The organism is Leptolyngbya sp. AN02str, from assembly GCF_050565595.1.
Lineage (GTDB): Bacteria > Cyanobacteriota > Cyanobacteriia > Elainellales > Elainellaceae > Kaiparowitsia.
Genome location: NZ_JBNXVR010000009.1, coordinates 152402 through 167119 on the forward strand (window position 1 = coordinate 152402; position 14718 = coordinate 167119).

The 14718-nt window shown below is 58.0% G+C and carries 10 protein-coding genes; 5 read left to right on the plus strand and 5 right to left on the minus strand.

Going from position 1 to position 14718, the window contains the following annotated elements; translation table 11 throughout:
* Position 1 precedes the first annotated feature (1 nt).
* From ACQ4M4_RS09455 to ACQ4M4_RS09470, 4 genes are all read left to right on the plus strand, one after another.
* Positions 2 to 2080 (plus strand): OmpA family protein, encoded by a 2079-nt coding sequence (locus tag ACQ4M4_RS09455; RefSeq protein ID WP_430684243.1) that lies wholly within the window; start codon positions 2 to 4, stop codon positions 2078 to 2080.
* A 60-nt stretch (positions 2081 to 2140) separates the two neighbouring features.
* Positions 2141 to 5149 (plus strand): hypothetical protein, encoded by a 3009-nt coding sequence (locus tag ACQ4M4_RS09460; RefSeq protein WP_430684244.1) that lies wholly within the window; start codon positions 2141 to 2143, stop codon positions 5147 to 5149.
* 94 nt (positions 5150 to 5243) lie between these two features.
* On the plus strand, positions 5244 to 6332 hold the full coding sequence (locus ACQ4M4_RS09465; RefSeq protein ID WP_430684245.1) for a Gfo/Idh/MocA family protein: 1089 nt from the start codon (positions 5244 to 5246) through the stop codon (positions 6330 to 6332).
* A gap of 46 nt (positions 6333 to 6378) precedes the next feature.
* Positions 6379 to 7785, plus strand: coding sequence for a cobyrinate a,c-diamide synthase (locus ACQ4M4_RS09470; RefSeq protein ID WP_430684246.1), 1407 nt, complete (start codon positions 6379 to 6381; stop codon positions 7783 to 7785).
* A 9-nt stretch (positions 7786 to 7794) separates the two neighbouring features.
* On the opposite strand, the gene ACQ4M4_RS09475 is transcribed toward ACQ4M4_RS09470, so the two are convergent.
* Together ACQ4M4_RS09475 and ACQ4M4_RS09480 are read right to left on the minus strand one after the other, a co-directional pair.
* A complete protein-coding gene (locus tag ACQ4M4_RS09475) occupies positions 7795 to 9084 on the minus strand; it encodes a hypothetical protein (protein WP_430684247.1) in 1290 nt (429 codons plus the stop codon).
* A 73-nt stretch (positions 9085 to 9157) separates the two neighbouring features.
* A complete protein-coding gene (locus ACQ4M4_RS09480; protein WP_430684248.1) occupies positions 9158 to 10369 on the minus strand; it encodes a DNA double-strand break repair nuclease NurA in 1212 nt (403 codons plus the stop codon).
* Between the two features lie 210 nt (positions 10370 to 10579).
* On the opposite strand from ACQ4M4_RS09480, the gene ACQ4M4_RS09485 reads away from it, so the two are divergent.
* Positions 10580 to 11764 (plus strand): MFS transporter, encoded by a 1185-nt coding sequence (locus ACQ4M4_RS09485; RefSeq protein WP_430684249.1) that lies wholly within the window; start codon positions 10580 to 10582, stop codon positions 11762 to 11764.
* A 163-nt stretch (positions 11765 to 11927) separates the two neighbouring features.
* On the opposite strand, the gene ACQ4M4_RS09490 is transcribed toward ACQ4M4_RS09485, so the two are convergent.
* The 3 genes from ACQ4M4_RS09490 to ACQ4M4_RS09500 form a co-directional block, all read right to left on the minus strand.
* A complete protein-coding gene (locus tag ACQ4M4_RS09490) occupies positions 11928 to 12926 on the minus strand; it encodes a DnaJ C-terminal domain-containing protein (RefSeq protein ID WP_430684250.1) in 999 nt (332 codons plus the stop codon).
* A gap of 217 nt (positions 12927 to 13143) precedes the next feature.
* Positions 13144 to 13680, minus strand: coding sequence for an AAA family ATPase (locus tag ACQ4M4_RS09495; protein ID WP_430684251.1), 537 nt, complete (start codon positions 13678 to 13680; stop codon positions 13144 to 13146).
* Positions 13681 to 13703: 23 nt separating this feature from the next.
* Positions 13704 to 14612 (minus strand): ABC transporter ATP-binding protein, encoded by a 909-nt coding sequence (locus ACQ4M4_RS09500; protein ID WP_430684252.1) that lies wholly within the window; start codon positions 14610 to 14612, stop codon positions 13704 to 13706.
* Positions 14613 to 14718 lie beyond the last annotated feature (106 nt).

Here is a 14718-nt window from a genome sequence, read left to right on the forward strand (position 1 = left end):
GATGAGCCAGCCTGTTAAGTTGTTGCAGAAAGGAATGTGGAGCTTATCGCTGGGATTGGCGATCGCCCCCGTGCTATTGCCCATGACGGCTCTTGCTCAAGCGGTTGACTCCGCTGCGCCACCACCCCCCACCTTGCGACTTTTGGTGAATAGTAATCAAGATGCGATCGCCCCGGATGATGCGTTGACCCTGCGCGAAGCCTTGAGCCTGTTAGACGGCTCGCTCTCCCTAGATGCGTTGACTCCAGCAGAACAAGCCCAGGTGAGTACAAGTGAGGGGTCTCGGGTGGAGTTTGATTTGCCGCCTGAGCAAACGACGATTCAGCTAGCGGCAGCATTGCCCACGCTGGTCACACCGGGACTGGTGATTGACGGCACCACGCAACCCGGCTACGACCCAACCGGATCGGCCACCGCCGAGATTGCCATTCCCATTCCCTTGGTGAGCCTTACGCCTGTACCAGATGCAGACGTGTTTCGCGGGTTTGCCATTACGGCAAGCGATGTCACGATTCGGGGTCTCAGCCTGTATGGGTTTACCTCGCGGCATGGGGCCACGGCTTCAACCCCACCCGCTGATATTTTCATTTCCCACAGCAATCTGCCGCCCGTTCGCACCCAAGCCGTCTCGGAACGAGCGCTAGAGGGCGATCGCCAGTTGCCGCCCCAAAATGTGGTGATCGAGCAAAACTGGTTGGGCTTGCCACCCTCGCAGGAACCGTTGGAGGGCGATCGCTCGGCCTTTGGGGTGGTAGTCTTCAATGCGATCGCCCCAATCATTCGCCAAAACCGGATCGAAAACCACGACGGTAGCGCCATCATTACGGGAATTCGGGCGGAAGGCATGCAGGTGCAAAGCAACATCTTGGTTGGGAACGGAGTTGCCGGTATGCCCGACGCGATTCGCCTGGAAGGGCAGGTGAATAATGCCGCGATTACCGGGAACCTGATCTGTGCCAGCGATGGCAGTGGCGTGTATCTGTTCAAGCCGGAAGGGGCGGTGCAAATTCGGGAAAATCAGTTTCGGTACAATAGCCGCCGCTTTCGCCGCGCCGCCATCTATTTAATGGGAAGCGATCATCAAGTTTTAAACAACGATATTGGCTATCAACCGGGGCCGGGGGTCGTTGTGGCGGCCTACCCCAGCAGCCATCGCAATACCATTGAGGGCAACCAGTTTACCGCACTAGAAGGGTTGAGCATTGACCTGAACACGCAGGATAACGTCGCCGTGCAGGATTTTCAGGTTGGGGATGGCCCCAATCCGCCGCGCAACTCGCCCCATCGCCGCAACGATACTGCCAACGGAGCGATCAATGCGCCGGAGCTGACGGTGGGCGATCGCACCGATACGCAGGTCACCCTCATGGGTCAGACTGATCCGGGGTCAGTCGTCAGCCTATACCGCGTCACCGAAACAGACAAAAGCTACGGTGCGCTGGGGGAATTTGTGCAAACGGTGCAGCCCGACGATTCTGGGGAATTTGTAGTGCAGGTCGCCATCACACCAGGAAATGGCCTGAGTGCGATCGCCACCGATCCTCGCTATGGCACCTCGGAACCCTCTCCCACCCTCTCGTTTGGGCCTGCGGCTGTGCCCCCCATTGGGGTGATTCCCCGCTGCACCACGCCCCCGGTTGCCCTAGAACCGGAACCGGAACCTGAGCCGGAACCCCAGCCCATCCCCGAAATTCTTCAAGTGCCGACGAATGTGCACTTTGCCCTCGATCAATCCACACTCAGCCCTGAGAGCCAAGCGGTGCTCGATCGCATCGCCGAAGTGTTGCGTCAGTATCCCTCTATCACGGTGGAGCTTCAGGGCCATACCGACCCCCGCGCCAGCGCTGAGTACAACATTGCCCTGTCCAACCGCCGGGCGCTGTCGGTGCGCAATTACCTGTTGCAGCAGGGCATTGCCCCAGAGCGCATGACTATTCGCGCTTTTGGGGAAGAACTGCGCCGCACCGATGGCAGCTCCCGCCTCGACTATGCGCGCGATCGCCGAGTAGAGCTTGTCTTCAGCGATTCCCGAGGCTTTGAGCTGCAAATTCAGGAGATGGATCTTCAGCTTGAACCGTAAGGGCAAACGGTTGCCCTCCCCTTCCTGTTTATCTTCACGTCACACCCGACCCAAGCGACCATGAGAAACCTGCGAACGAGAGCCACAACCTACTGGGGAAGCCGCATTGCACAACGGTTGCAGTCTTGGGGCCTGTGGGTTGGTGTGGTGATGTTGGTCAGTTGGGCGATCGCCCAGCCCGCCTATGCCGAGGGCAGCATCGACCTCAATCCCCCCGGAGGAATTGGCTCTCGTCCCTATCTTGAGTTTCGCAACGACAACGACCCCACCTCGGGAATTCTGCGCCGTACCACCATCAAGGTGTACGCCGAAGTGGGCGAAACCATCAACCTTGGCTCCAGCGCAACCGGGATTGATGGCGCAACCATTGCCTACCGCGACCCACTGGGAGCAGCCGGAGCCTGTGTTGCTGGCGTGGGGCTGATTGCCAACCGGGCACAGGAACTAGCTGGATCGGGTGCGGTTGGCGGCTATGTGCCCTGTATCGTTCCTGTAACGACCACAGGGATTTGGGAAATCGATTTTCAAAGCCCCGATCCCGACAACCAGCTCGATCCGCCGCCATTGGGGGTGGGTGCTGCATGGACTCAGGCGGCTGGGGTGGGCTGGGTAGCTGCCTGGGATGCCACGGTGAGTACAGGCGGAGCTTTGGGTGCAGGTGGAACTGCCGTGAGCGGTCGAGTATTTACGAACTATCTAGCGCTGAATTTGGGGGCCTTTAATGCGCCCTTCGCGGCCGATGAAATCTTCTTCCTTACCCGCGATGGCTATGAGTACCAGTTTGACTCGATTGACCTTCAGCCCTTTGGGTTTATCTTCTTTGCCAATCGCGAAGGCTTTCTCGATCCTGACGGCAACCCTTTCTACGGTTCGGTGGCGGCTGGAGATTTGCTAGTTCACAATCCTGGCCTGCCCGATAACGAAGCCACCCGCGACATTACCCAAAAGCTGTTCTTCAATCGGCCTGCCTTTACCCTACCGCCTAGCGCCCTGGCCGCTAGCGAACTGGGAGGCAACACGTGGTTGCGCACACTGCCAGAGCAGCCCCCCACCCCCACCAACTTTAGTTTTACAGGCAGTGAAGGTACGGCAGGGGCGTCGGGCAATAGCCCCCTGGGTGGCACGTTTAGTTTCAACTCGTCGGGGCCAGGAACAGCCCGCCTGGTGATTGACTTTGCCACCCCCGGAGTGACGAATGTGGAAATCTTTACCCAAACGGTGGCGGGTCTGAACCTGGTGCCCTGGGATGGCACCGATGGCGATGGCAACCCGGCTCCGGCGGGAACGGCTGCCTTTAATGCCAGTTTGACCTTGGCTACAGGTGAGGTGCATTTTCCGCTGATTGATGCGGAAGACAATCCCAGTGGATTTGTGATTAATCGATTGACCTCGCCTGGGCCAGATAGTTCTATCGTGTATTACGACGATGGTGCCTTTGAAGGAGAAGCGGGCGCGCCTGACCCGATTCGGACTCCTCGTCCCTTGGAAGGTGGTGGGATTGATAGTCTGGCGGGGGCGCACAGCTATACGGCTGGGTTTGGTAACAACAAGGGGATTAACACCTGGGTTGTGGTGCCGGGTCCTTCGATTAGCCTGCCGGGGGGCATTACTGTTCGGACGGCAGACTTTAAGATTGAGAAAGGCGGGGCGATCGCCGGAACAAATATTACCTATACCGTAACGGTGACCAATGAAGCGATCGCCGCAGCGTTAGGAGGCTCTAGCCCCATCATTACCGGGGCGCAGTTTACCGATACGGTGCCAGCAGAAGTCTCGAATGTGAGCTGGACTTGTGTGGCCTCGGCGGGGTCGAGCTGTACAGCGAATGGCCAGGGCAATGCGATCGCCGACACTATTGCTCTCCAGGTGGGCGGTACAGTCACCTACACCATTACAGGAACGGTCGTGCCGGGAACAACCGTGGTGAACACCGCCACCATCACCCGTCCCAACGATGTGACAGACCCCGTGGATGATGATGGAGAGAGTGTTGGCCTTGGCCCCAACCGCACCGAAAGTGACAGTATTACTCTACCCGTTGACCCGATTGGGCCAATTTTGGGAATTTCCAAGGCCAGAGGCACGGTGGTGAGCAATGGCGATGGCACGTTTGATGTGCCGTTTACGATACAGGTGCAAAATTTGGGCGATCAGCCGATCGCCAATCTGCAATTAACAGAAAACCTGTTTGGTAGTCCAGATAGTGCATTTAACCAGGCAGATGCGCTGTCGGTGATTGAGCCACCCACCCTGGTGAGTGGGCCGCTCACCTTAACCAACCCTAACTTTAACGGCAATGGCGATCGCAATCTGTTATCTGGCACGGAAACCTTGGGCGTCGGTCAACAGGCGTTCATTCAGTTCACCCTTTTGGTCACTCCTGGCGATTTTCTGGGGCCGTATAACAATAACGTGGTGGGCAACGGTACGGCTCCCAATGGCGATCCGGTAACCGATATTTCGACCGATCAAACCGATGTGCCCACTCCCAGCCCAGACCCAGATGGCGATGGTGATCCAAGCAACAACAGCATTCCCACGGTGACCAATTTTGGGGCCGATCCAAACCTGCGGCTGGTCAAGCGCATTACTCGAGTCGATCGGAATGGGGTGCCTGTGCCGGGAATTAATGTGGGCCAGTTCGTCAACAACTCGGCCAGTGCCAATGCGCTCGATGCGGCAGGACTGACCCCGGTGGGGGTGGTGACGATCGCCCCGAATGTGCAGTTGCAAAATGGCGACGAGGTGGAGTACACGCTCTACTTCTTGTCGGATGGTTCTACTCCGGCCCTGAATGTGCAAATTTGCGACCAAATTCCCATCAACTCCAACTTTTTGCCCGATGGCTATGCCGCAGGGCAGGGAATTCAGTACCGGGCACCGGGCACGACTGCGCCTAGCAACCAAACTAATGCGGCGGATACGGATGCGAGTCGGTTCTTCTCGCCGTTGGCTCCGTTGCCCGATGTGTGTGGTCCCAATGAAAATAACGGTGCTGTGTTTGTGCAGGTGGGCAATGTGTCGGTGAATGGATTGGGCCTAGTGCGGTTTAGAACGCGCATTCCCTAACGGGGCGATCGCCCCCGGAAGTGACCCTGCACGCGTTCCCGCTTCGGGGTAGCATAGGGGGCGTGTTGGTTGAACCCAAGAAAAAAGGACGGTTATGACAGAGGCGCGGCTGGGTGTTGCGGTGTTGGGCACGGGATTTGGACAAAAGATTCACATCCCTGGGTTGCAGGCACACCATCGAACTCAGGTGGTGGCAGTGCAGCATCGCGATCGCGCCAAGGCCGAAGCGGTCGCCCAGGCCCACAAAATTCCCCATGCTTGCGCCACGATAGAGGAGGTGTTGGCTCTACCGGATGTGCAGGGGGTCAGCATTTCAACGCCGCCGTTTTTGCATTACCAGCAAGCGAAGCAGGTGTTGCAGGCGGGCAAACATGTGCTGCTCGAAAAGCCCACCACGCTGTCGGTGGCCGAGGCGAGAGAGTTGCAGGAGTTGGCGATCGCCCACAATGCCATTACAGCGTTAGATTTTGAGTTTCGGTTTGTGCCTGCGTGGCAGCGGTTCGCCGAACTGCTAGCCGAGGGCTTTGTCGGCCAACAGCGGTTCATCAAGATTGACTGGCTGGTGTCGGGCCGGGGCGATGCCTCGCGTCCCTGGAACTGGTATGCCCGAAAAGATCAGGGAGGGGGAGCGTTGGGGGCGCTGGGTTCCCACACGTTTGACTATGTGGCGTGGCTATTTGGCCCGGTGCGGCGGCTCAGCGGTCGGCTCAGCACGACCATCACCACCCGACCTGACCCGGCCACGGGCGAGCCAAAACCTGTGGATGCCGATGACACGGCAAATGTAATGCTGGAACTGGCGGATGGAACGCCCTGCCAAGTGGCGCTGAGTGCGGTGACGTTCAACGGGCGAGGCCACTGGGTAGAGGTGTATGGCGATCGCGGCACCTTGGTTCTTGGCAGCGATAACCAAAGTGACTATGTGCATGGCTTTAAACTGTGGGCTGCTCCGACGGGGAAACCCTTGGCTGAGGTCGAGATTCCGGAGCGATTGCAGTTTCCCAAAACCTATCCCGATGGACGCCTGGCTCCGTTTATTCGCGTGGTGGATCACTGGCTGATGGATATTGATCGAGGTCAGGCAACTGCTCCGTCTTTGCGAGAGGGCATTTATTCGCAACTGCTCATGGATTTGACGCACCAGTCGCATGAGGCTGGGCATTGGGTTGAGGTGCCCATGTAGTGAGCCATCTGTATGGACAAGGGATGAGGGCTGCGAAGTTGACGGTATGGCGTTAATCATTGCGGGCGATCGCAGCGGGGTTGGCAAAACGACCATCACACTGGCGCTGTTGGCCTATCTACAGCAGCAGCGGGCGGTGGTGCAGTCGTTTAAGGTCGGGCCAGACTACATTGATCCCATGTTTCATCGGGCGGTGACCGGGCGGCCCTGTCGCAACTTAGACCCGGTGCTCACCTCAGAAGCCTATGTGCAGCAGTGCTTTGCTCAGCATACGCAGGCGGTAGACTATGCTCTGGTAGAAGGGGTGATGGGCCTGTTTGATGGGGCTTCGGGTGTGGCGGATGTGGCCAGCACCGCCCACGTGGCGAAGCTGCTGAACCTGCCGGTTCTGCTGATTTTGGACTGTGCGCGCCTATCGCGATCGGTGGCGGCGATCGCCCATGGATATCGCAGTTTCGATCCGCAGGTATACCTTGCCGGAGTGGTGCTAAACCGAGTCGGTAGCGATCGACACCTCACCTTGCTAACCGAGGCGTTGGAGCCGCTCAACCTGCCGATTCTTGGAGTATTGCGCCGCCACGACGACATTACCCTGCCCGATCGCCATTTAGGTCTCGTTCCTACCGAGGAGCTGACCCAGTTTGCAACCGTGCGCGATCGCCTCGCCACCCTGGCCACCCACAGCTTCGACTGGCCCCAACTCCTCCCCCTCCTGTCTCTCCCGACTCCCCACTCCCAGTTCCCGACTCCCGATTCCCGACTCCCGATTCCCCCCTTCCCACTCTCCACTCCCCCACAAATCGCCATTGCCCGCGATCGCGCCTTCAACTTCTACTACCCCGAAAATTTGGAAGCGCTGCAACAAGCTGGCGCCGAGCTGGTGTTTTGGAGTCCGATGGAGGACACGCTGCCCGCCCCTGTGAGTGGACTCTACCTGGGCGGAGGTTTCCCAGAAATGTTTGCCGAATCCTTGGCAGAGAATGGAGGGGCGATCGCGGCAGTGCGGGCTGCGGTCGAGGCGGGTCTGCCTGTGTATGCCGAGTGCGGCGGGTTGATGTATTTGAGTCGGGCCATCGTCGATTTTGATGGTAAGCGATGGCCGATGGTGGGCTGTCTGCCAACCGAAGCCCACATGGGCAAGCGACTGACGTTGGGATATCGACGGGCGATCGCCCAGGGGGATACTCCCTTGCTCAAGGCGGGTGCTACCGTATGGGGCCACGAGTTTCATCGCTCTAGCCTCAATGCTGAGCCAGCCCAACCGCTCTACCAACTTCGGGGTTATGACCCACACTCCGCCGCCTATGACGAAGGTTGGCAATACCGGCAGGTGCATGCGTCCTATGTGCATTTGCATTGGGGGGCAATGCCAGACGTTCCCGCTCGGTGGCTGGCCAAATGCGCACAGTTTCAGTCGCAGCATCTTGAAGGCCACCCAAAACCCGCACGCTGAACTGGCCTCTTAGCGATGGATGGAGCCGCTGGAGTGAATCGTTGGGCTGGATGGATTCGGCGGGATTGGGCGATCGCGCTGAATTTGCGCATAAAACACCCCCATGAACAGCGCAAACGCATAAATCAGGATGCCGAGCTGATATACCGTACCGCCAATAAGCTGGTCGTGGGGCAGCAACCGCAAATCCAACAGAATAAAATGCCAATCGTGCAGGACCCCTTCGCCCCCCAGCAGCGGCAGCATCCGATTCTGTGCATCTTTGATGTAAATGGACACATCCCAAAAGTTCTCACCTAGCCAGCACAGGGCAACGGCGGCAGCATAGGGCTGGCGGGTTTGCCAAAAGTAGGCGGCAATGCCACCAGGCACCAACCCCTGCATGAGGGAACCGCCCAGCAAATGCATCAATCGCCCAAATGGCAAAAACAGCATGTGCCCCGCTTCGTGAAAAATGAGGTTCACCCCATGCAAAAAACCCATCAGCCAATTCACGCCGTTGATGAAGTCGCTGACGGTGTAAGAGGGCGCGTTCATCACCCCGTAGATCAGCAAAAAGCTGATGAACCCCAGCTTGAGCGGGTCAAATTTGAAGGTCCATTCGGCGGGCGGGGATGCGTGGGAGGGTGGCTGAGAACTGGTGAGCAGGGGCGATCGCTCGATGGAGGAAGCGCTGTCAGGTGGGGCAGGTGGGGCAGGTGTGGATGATTGTTTGGGGTTGGGTGAGGTGAGCGGCACGGTTTCGTGCCAGTGGGTGCAACCAGACGCATCCTGCCCGGTAACTTCGATGCGATGCAGAGTGGGATGGTGCCAGGTGTCGATTTCGCGTTGCAGCAACACGGTGGCGGTAAAGGGCTCGGGCGGTGGCTCGCTACGTAGGGTGATGTGGAGATGGGTGGCTTCTTGCTCGATGTGGACGGTGTAGTGCTTGTGGGCTACGGCGCGAGTGAGCAGATGGGCGATCGCCCCCCGGTCGTTCAGTTGGGCCAGGGTTTTGAGTAGGGCTTGGGGTTGGGTCGAGTAGTGCTCATTCCACAGAATGAGCGAATCGCCGCTGCGGTGTCCTTGCAGATGGACTGTGTGAAAGGCTGAGCTTTGCAACTGCACCAAGCCCCGCAAAATGAGGGGCGCAACAAGGGTTAAGTCTGGAACAGGGTCGGCGGCCAGGGTAATCCACAGGTATCCCTGTTCGACTGCAACCTTGGCAGAAATGCAGTACGGCTGTAGCGCTTGGTTCAGCAATTGGGCGATCGCATCGGGGTCTCCGGCCTGGGCGAGCGATCGTAGGGGGCGGGTCATGCGGTCACCTCCGGGTGGGCTGGCCTACCAAACATTCATCCGGCCTTATCGTACCCAAATCCGGAGGCCGCTTCTAGGCAATGCTGCCTCGCTTGCGCGCTTCTTTATACGAGGTGCCAATATTGCGAAGCCCAGCCCGTATCATTTGCTGCTCCAGCAGGGCAAAAAAACGAGCGCGATCGCCACCTCGCACCACCGCTTGGTTGTGGGCTTCTGCTAGGGCCACGGGATAGCCATACCCTTTTTGCACCTGAGCCATGGTTAAGCTGAGGGCCGTGTTCAGCAGGTCGGCATCTTCGGCAACCCAAGCGGGAAACTCTACCCGAGCGACCTCGGCCCCCATATGCACGTAGCAAAAGTAGACGTGATGCGCTTCGTAGCAGTCCAAAATTTTGGCAGAACTGCGCCAGAGGGCGCTGCGCTGGCCGGGTTCTAGCAACAACTCCCACATGGCAGTATCGCGCAGGGGGGCAAAGACCTGGCAGGGGGCACCATCGGTTTGGCCGGGGCAGTGGGTTTGGCAGTCGGGCTGCGGTCTGGGGCAGGTGTGCAGCCGCAAAAAATTGAGCGCTTCTCCGCTGCGGGCGGCGCTGAGGTAGCCAACCAGCGGGATGTGCTGGGCTTGCAATTGACTCCAAGCAGCCAAAATGGGCGACAAAATGCGATCGCGCGCTTCATTGGGTAAGCCTTCCAAAAACCAGTGGATGAGAGAGCCATCCACCATGGCGATCGCCGGATGACCGATACGAGAGGCGGCCGGGGAGGAACCTGTTTGAGCCTTACTCACGAGATCGCCCAGTTCGGCAAGAACTACCGCCTCGGAAACAGTTCTGCGATAGCCCATCCACTCCTCGGTGCGAATGCCCCACTGCCGCGCGCTATAGAGGTCTTCGGCTCGGTAAAAGACTTCGGGCAAGCTGTCCAGCAAGGGATGGCGGTTTTGCCCATAGTGCAGCACCACGCGCCCGACATTGATGAGGTAGCAGTAGGCAATTTCATGATGGCTGGGGGCAATTTGGGAGCCATCGGTGGCGAGGACGGTATGGATGGGCGGCGCGGCTACAATTTGACGGCTCGTATCCAATGGCTCGATGGGTTCCGCAGAGGCAAACCCCAGGCGATCGCGCCACTGGTTCTGCAAATCCACCAGTTCGGGCTGGCGATCGCGTGCTTCTTGCAACAGCCGTTGAGCCAGTTCCAGCCGTTTGCGGGCGGCGGTGGCTTCGTTGGTGAGGTGTTGGCCAATATCTTGGAGTTGGCGAGCAAGCTGAACCAAATCGAGCATGGAGCAATTTCCCAAAACCCTGGTCAAATGGTAGCCCGAAGTTATCTAAGAATACAAATGTTTTAGTTTTGGCCGATGGATGAGCGCACTGTTGAGCAATCGTAAAGCCGGATGAACAGGTTCGATGGATTATGTAACGCACAGGGGCAAAATAGGGACGAACTGAAATGGACGGTATATAGTTTCGGATAGTGGTTTCCTGGTGTGGCAATGGAGTATAAACCCCAAGCTCGTGTGCTGTGGTTGCAGGTGTGGGCGTTGGCAGCCGTGCAAGGGGCGATCGCGCTTATGTGGGTGATCTACAACCTGTACATCCCACAATTGCTCACGGCAGTGGGCGTTTCTGCCGTTCTCGCTGGGGTGCTCATTTTGATTGAGAATGGGCTGTCAGCATTGATGGAACCACTCATGGGCAATTTTTCGGATCGGGCGCAGCGGTGGGTGGGTAGCCGCTTTCCCTTTATTTCGGCGGGGGTGGCGCTCACATCGGTCCTGTTTTTGGGGTTGCCCGCGATCGCCATTTTTGGAGCCAATTCGCCCATTGCCCGCTGGGTGCTTATTTTTATTGCGATCGCCTGGGCCTTGGCGATGACGGTGTTTCGCAGTCCAGCACTGTCACTTTTGGGCCGCTATGCGATCGGAACGAATTTGTCCCAGGCGGCGAGCATTTTGACGCTGGTGGGTGCGGTGGTGGGTGCGGTGGCTCCCTTTGCTAGCGAGCGGTTGGTGCAGCTGGGCGCGCCGCTCACCTTTGGCTTGGGAACGGGGGTTCTGTTGGGCTCGGCGGCGGTGCTGCGGGCCGTGCATCCACCAGAGCCGATGCTTGTCACCTCGTCGGTTCCGGGGAGCGATCGCATTCGCTGGCGATTTTTGCTGGGGCGATTGGTCGGCCTGTTTTGCGTGGGAATGGGAGTTGCGGTAGGGTTTCGCCTGATGATGCAGGTATTTCCAGCGGTGTTGAGCCAGTTGCCCAATGCCGACGACCGCATGATTTTGGCGCTGATTTTTGTGGCGATCGCCATTACGGCCATTCCCGCTGGCACCCTGGCAACCCGCCTGGGCAATGTTCGCGCCCTGTTGTTGGGATTGAGCGCGATCGCCGTCTGTGTTTTGCTCTTGCTGATGGTGCGAAATGTGGCAGTTGCGGCAATATTGGCGATCGCGCTTGGAGCTTGCTTTAGCCTGGTTTCCAACGGCAGCTTACCCTTCGCCTTGTCCCTAGTGCCGCCCAACAAAGCCGGGCTTGGCACTGGCACCTACTTTGGTGGAGCCGCAATCGGCACGTCGATTTTCTTCAGCCGCTTTGGCAACCTGCCCACCACCTCCGGCATCATCGTCGGGGCGATCGCCTACGCCTTTGCCGCCGCATGCGTACTGTTGGTCAGTCGGGAATAGAGGTTAGGGGCTAGGGATTAGGATTTAGGGACTAGGGAAAAACGGGAGTGGGGAGTGGGGAAAGACAGGCAAGAGTAACCTCGCATAGCGTTAGCGCCGCTAATGCCGCCATTCAGCAAACCCCTACTCCCTACTTCCTCCCCTAGTCCCTAACCCCTACTCCCTACATTCGAACGTTCCGCAAGTTCTTGCGCGGGTCTTCGGTGCGGGCGGCACGGATTTTTTCGTACAGTTCTTTTTCGGTGGGGTTGAGGTCTTTGGGTGGGGTGATGACGACTTTCACCATTTGGTCGCCGCGATCGCCTTTGGGGCTGACCCAACCTTTGCCTCGTAGCCGCAGTGTTTGCCCAGAGCGAATTCCAGCGGGGATATTCATGGTCACCATGCCGTCGGGGGTGGGTACTTCAATAGCGGCACCCAGTACGGCTTCATCGGGGGCGATCGCCACATCGCAGGTCAAGTTGTCGCCCTCAAACTTAAAGAAAGGGTGGGCTTGAATATCGATTTTGAGATAGAGGTCGCCGCGTTGACCATTGGCATAGGGGCTGCGCTGGCCTTTGCCCCGAATGCGAATTTTGCTGCCGGGTTTGGCCCCAGCCGGAATGCGCACCTCAATGACCTCGTTGCCCAGGCTGAGCCGTTTTTGCACTCCGTGAAAGGCTTCCGACAGGGTCAGCGTAAAGTTGGATTCCAGGTCAGCTCCAGCGGTGCCCGAACCGCCTGTTGTGTCAAATCCAAAGCCGCTGTAGCCCGGCCGCTGCTGCCCGTAGGACTGGCTATAGGATTGGCCGTAGGGTGAGCCTCCGGCTCCTGGCCCACCAAACCGTCCCAATAGCTCGTTAATAAATTCCTCAAACGAGGTGTATTGGCCAAAATCAAATCCGCCAAGGTCGGGTGCGCCAGTCCCACCGGGCGAGAAGCCGCCTGCCTGCTTCCAGTACTGACCAAACTGGTCGTACTTGCGCCGCTTGTCTACATCAGATAGGACTTCGTAGGCTTCGTTGATTTCTTTGAACCGGGCTTCTGCTGCCTGGTTGCCAGGGTTGAGGTCGGGATGGTGCTGACGCGCCAATTTGCGAAACGCTCGCTTGATTTCGTCGGGCGAAGCAGTTTTGGCCACTCCCAAAATGGCGTAATAATCTTTGAAATCAGTCGAGGCCATTCACGACATCTCCTGGAATTTGGACGTAGTGTTCACAGAGATAAGGATGGGCGATCGCCCGCTAGCAATCTAGAAATCTCTAGGGTGACTAGAGACGGTATTGAGCCCACACAATGCATCCAGATGGTTGGTGCTTGTTAGTTTATGCTAATCCAACCCTACCAAAGCTTTAGCAAACTGGAAGTTCGGTTGGGGAGTTTGTAAGGGCGAGATTTCCCTACCTGAGAGAGGGTGTGGCTGGGTTTTGCGGTTGAAAGAAGGCCAGGGGCCACGGTTCTCTTGAATCAACGCAGCGAATGAGGCGATCGCACCCATCCAGCACATTGGGGGGTGCCCCCACAAGCCGTCGATGCATGCGGGCAATCACAGCTTCGGGTACCTGGCGTGGGCGATCGCCATTGCGCTGCAAGCACACCTGCAACGGTACATCCAGCCATAGGCCAGTCACTGTCACAAATCCCAACTCGCGGCCTCGGCGCAAAATTCGTCGCCGCTCTCTGCGAACCACGTTGGTGGCATCGTAAATCACGGACTGATGAGTTTGCACGGCTTCAGCCAACTGGCGCTGCACCTCTCGCCATATGACTGGCCACGCCCCCTGTATCGCCTCATCCCCAAACTTTTGTGCCCGAATCGCATCGGTAGAGACGATGGGCCAACCCGTTGCGCCGGCCAGCTGCTGCGCCAGGGTTGACTTGCCACTCCCCGGCAGGCCAATCATCACCACCAGTTCTGGTATGGCTGCTTGAGTCATGGATGCCTAAGCCTGAGCATCAATTAGCGCTGCACCAATTTCAAAAACACGTCGGTCAAGGTGGCCTGATCTTTTTCGACACTGACCAGCGGTAATGGATTGAGAATCGCCATGACGGAATATAGCAGACTGCTATCGCGCACAATCACGGTGCGATCGCTGACTACAATACCCAAGGCATCGAGTTTGCTCTGCCGCTGCTCATCTATCTCGGCATCCAGTTCAATGCGGTAGGCCGTGCCTGCAAACTGGCGAATTAGCTCGCTGGTGGGCTCCTCAGCAATGATTTCACCTCGCTGAATGATGGCGACGCGATCGCTTAATTCCTCGGCAATATCCAACTGGTGCGTCGTCAGCAAAATGGCACGACCTTCGGCAGCAATCTCCCGCACTAGACTTTTCACATGCTGAGTGGCTTCAACATCCAGCCCTAAGGTAGGTTCATCCAGCAGTAGTAGTTGCGGGTCGTGAATCAGAGAAACGGCGATCGCTAGCTTTTGCTGCATCCCGCGCGAGAGCGCCTGCACCACGGTTTTGCGCTTTTCCATCAGCCCAAACCGTTCCAACAACTGCATGCCCCGCTGCTGAGCCACCCGCCGCGACAGCCCCCGCAACACCCCAAAGTATTCCAAATTTTCGGCAGCGGTCAGCCGCCAGTAAAGGTTGCGGTTCCCCTCCAGCACGGCTCCCAAGCCCCGCAGCGCCCGATTGTCGCGATGGGGATTGCGTCCCGCGATGGTGACATGGCCCTTATCCGGCAAAATTAGCCCTGCAATCATTTTGATGGTGGTGGTTTTGCCTGCGCCGTTTGGCCCCAAAAAGGCCAACACCTCGCCCCCATCCAGCCGCAGCGATACATCGCGCACCGCCGTAATTTCTTTCCCTTTTTCGCGATAGCTTTTCCGAAGGTTCTGCGCTTCAAGAACCTGCATAGTCACACTCATGAACCACGCCTTCTATTGTGACGCAAGTGCCCTGCCAAACTCCGCCCATCTGAAGATGGCCAGACTGACGCAGGTGAAGGATGTTTGGAGCGTT

What these genes read in the sequence shown, in the direction of transcription:
- ACQ4M4_RS09455 (WP_430684243.1), top strand. Translation starts at nt 2, where the DNA reads ATGAGCCAGCCTGTTAAGTTGTTGCAGAAAGGAATGTGGAGCTTATCG.
- ACQ4M4_RS09460 (WP_430684244.1), top strand. Translation starts at nt 2,141, where the DNA reads ATGAGAAACCTGCGAACGAGAGCCACAACCTACTGGGGAAGCCGCATT.
- ACQ4M4_RS09465 (WP_430684245.1), top strand. Translation starts at nt 5,244, where the DNA reads ATGACAGAGGCGCGGCTGGGTGTTGCGGTGTTGGGCACGGGATTTGGA.
- ACQ4M4_RS09470 (WP_430684246.1), top strand. Translation starts at nt 6,379, where the DNA reads ATGGCGTTAATCATTGCGGGCGATCGCAGCGGGGTTGGCAAAACGACC.
- ACQ4M4_RS09475 (WP_430684247.1), bottom strand. Translation starts at nt 9,084, where the DNA reads ATGACCCGCCCCCTACGATCGCTCGCCCAGGCCGGAGACCCCGATGCG.
- ACQ4M4_RS09480 (WP_430684248.1), bottom strand. Translation starts at nt 10,369, where the DNA reads ATGCTCGATTTGGTTCAGCTTGCTCGCCAACTCCAAGATATTGGCCAA.
- ACQ4M4_RS09485 (WP_430684249.1), top strand. Translation starts at nt 10,580, where the DNA reads ATGGAGTATAAACCCCAAGCTCGTGTGCTGTGGTTGCAGGTGTGGGCG.
- ACQ4M4_RS09490 (WP_430684250.1), bottom strand. Translation starts at nt 12,926, where the DNA reads ATGGCCTCGACTGATTTCAAAGATTATTACGCCATTTTGGGAGTGGCC.
- ACQ4M4_RS09495 (WP_430684251.1), bottom strand. Translation starts at nt 13,680, where the DNA reads ATGACTCAAGCAGCCATACCAGAACTGGTGGTGATGATTGGCCTGCCG.
- ACQ4M4_RS09500 (WP_430684252.1), bottom strand. Translation starts at nt 14,612, where the DNA reads ATGCAGGTTCTTGAAGCGCAGAACCTTCGGAAAAGCTATCGCGAAAAA.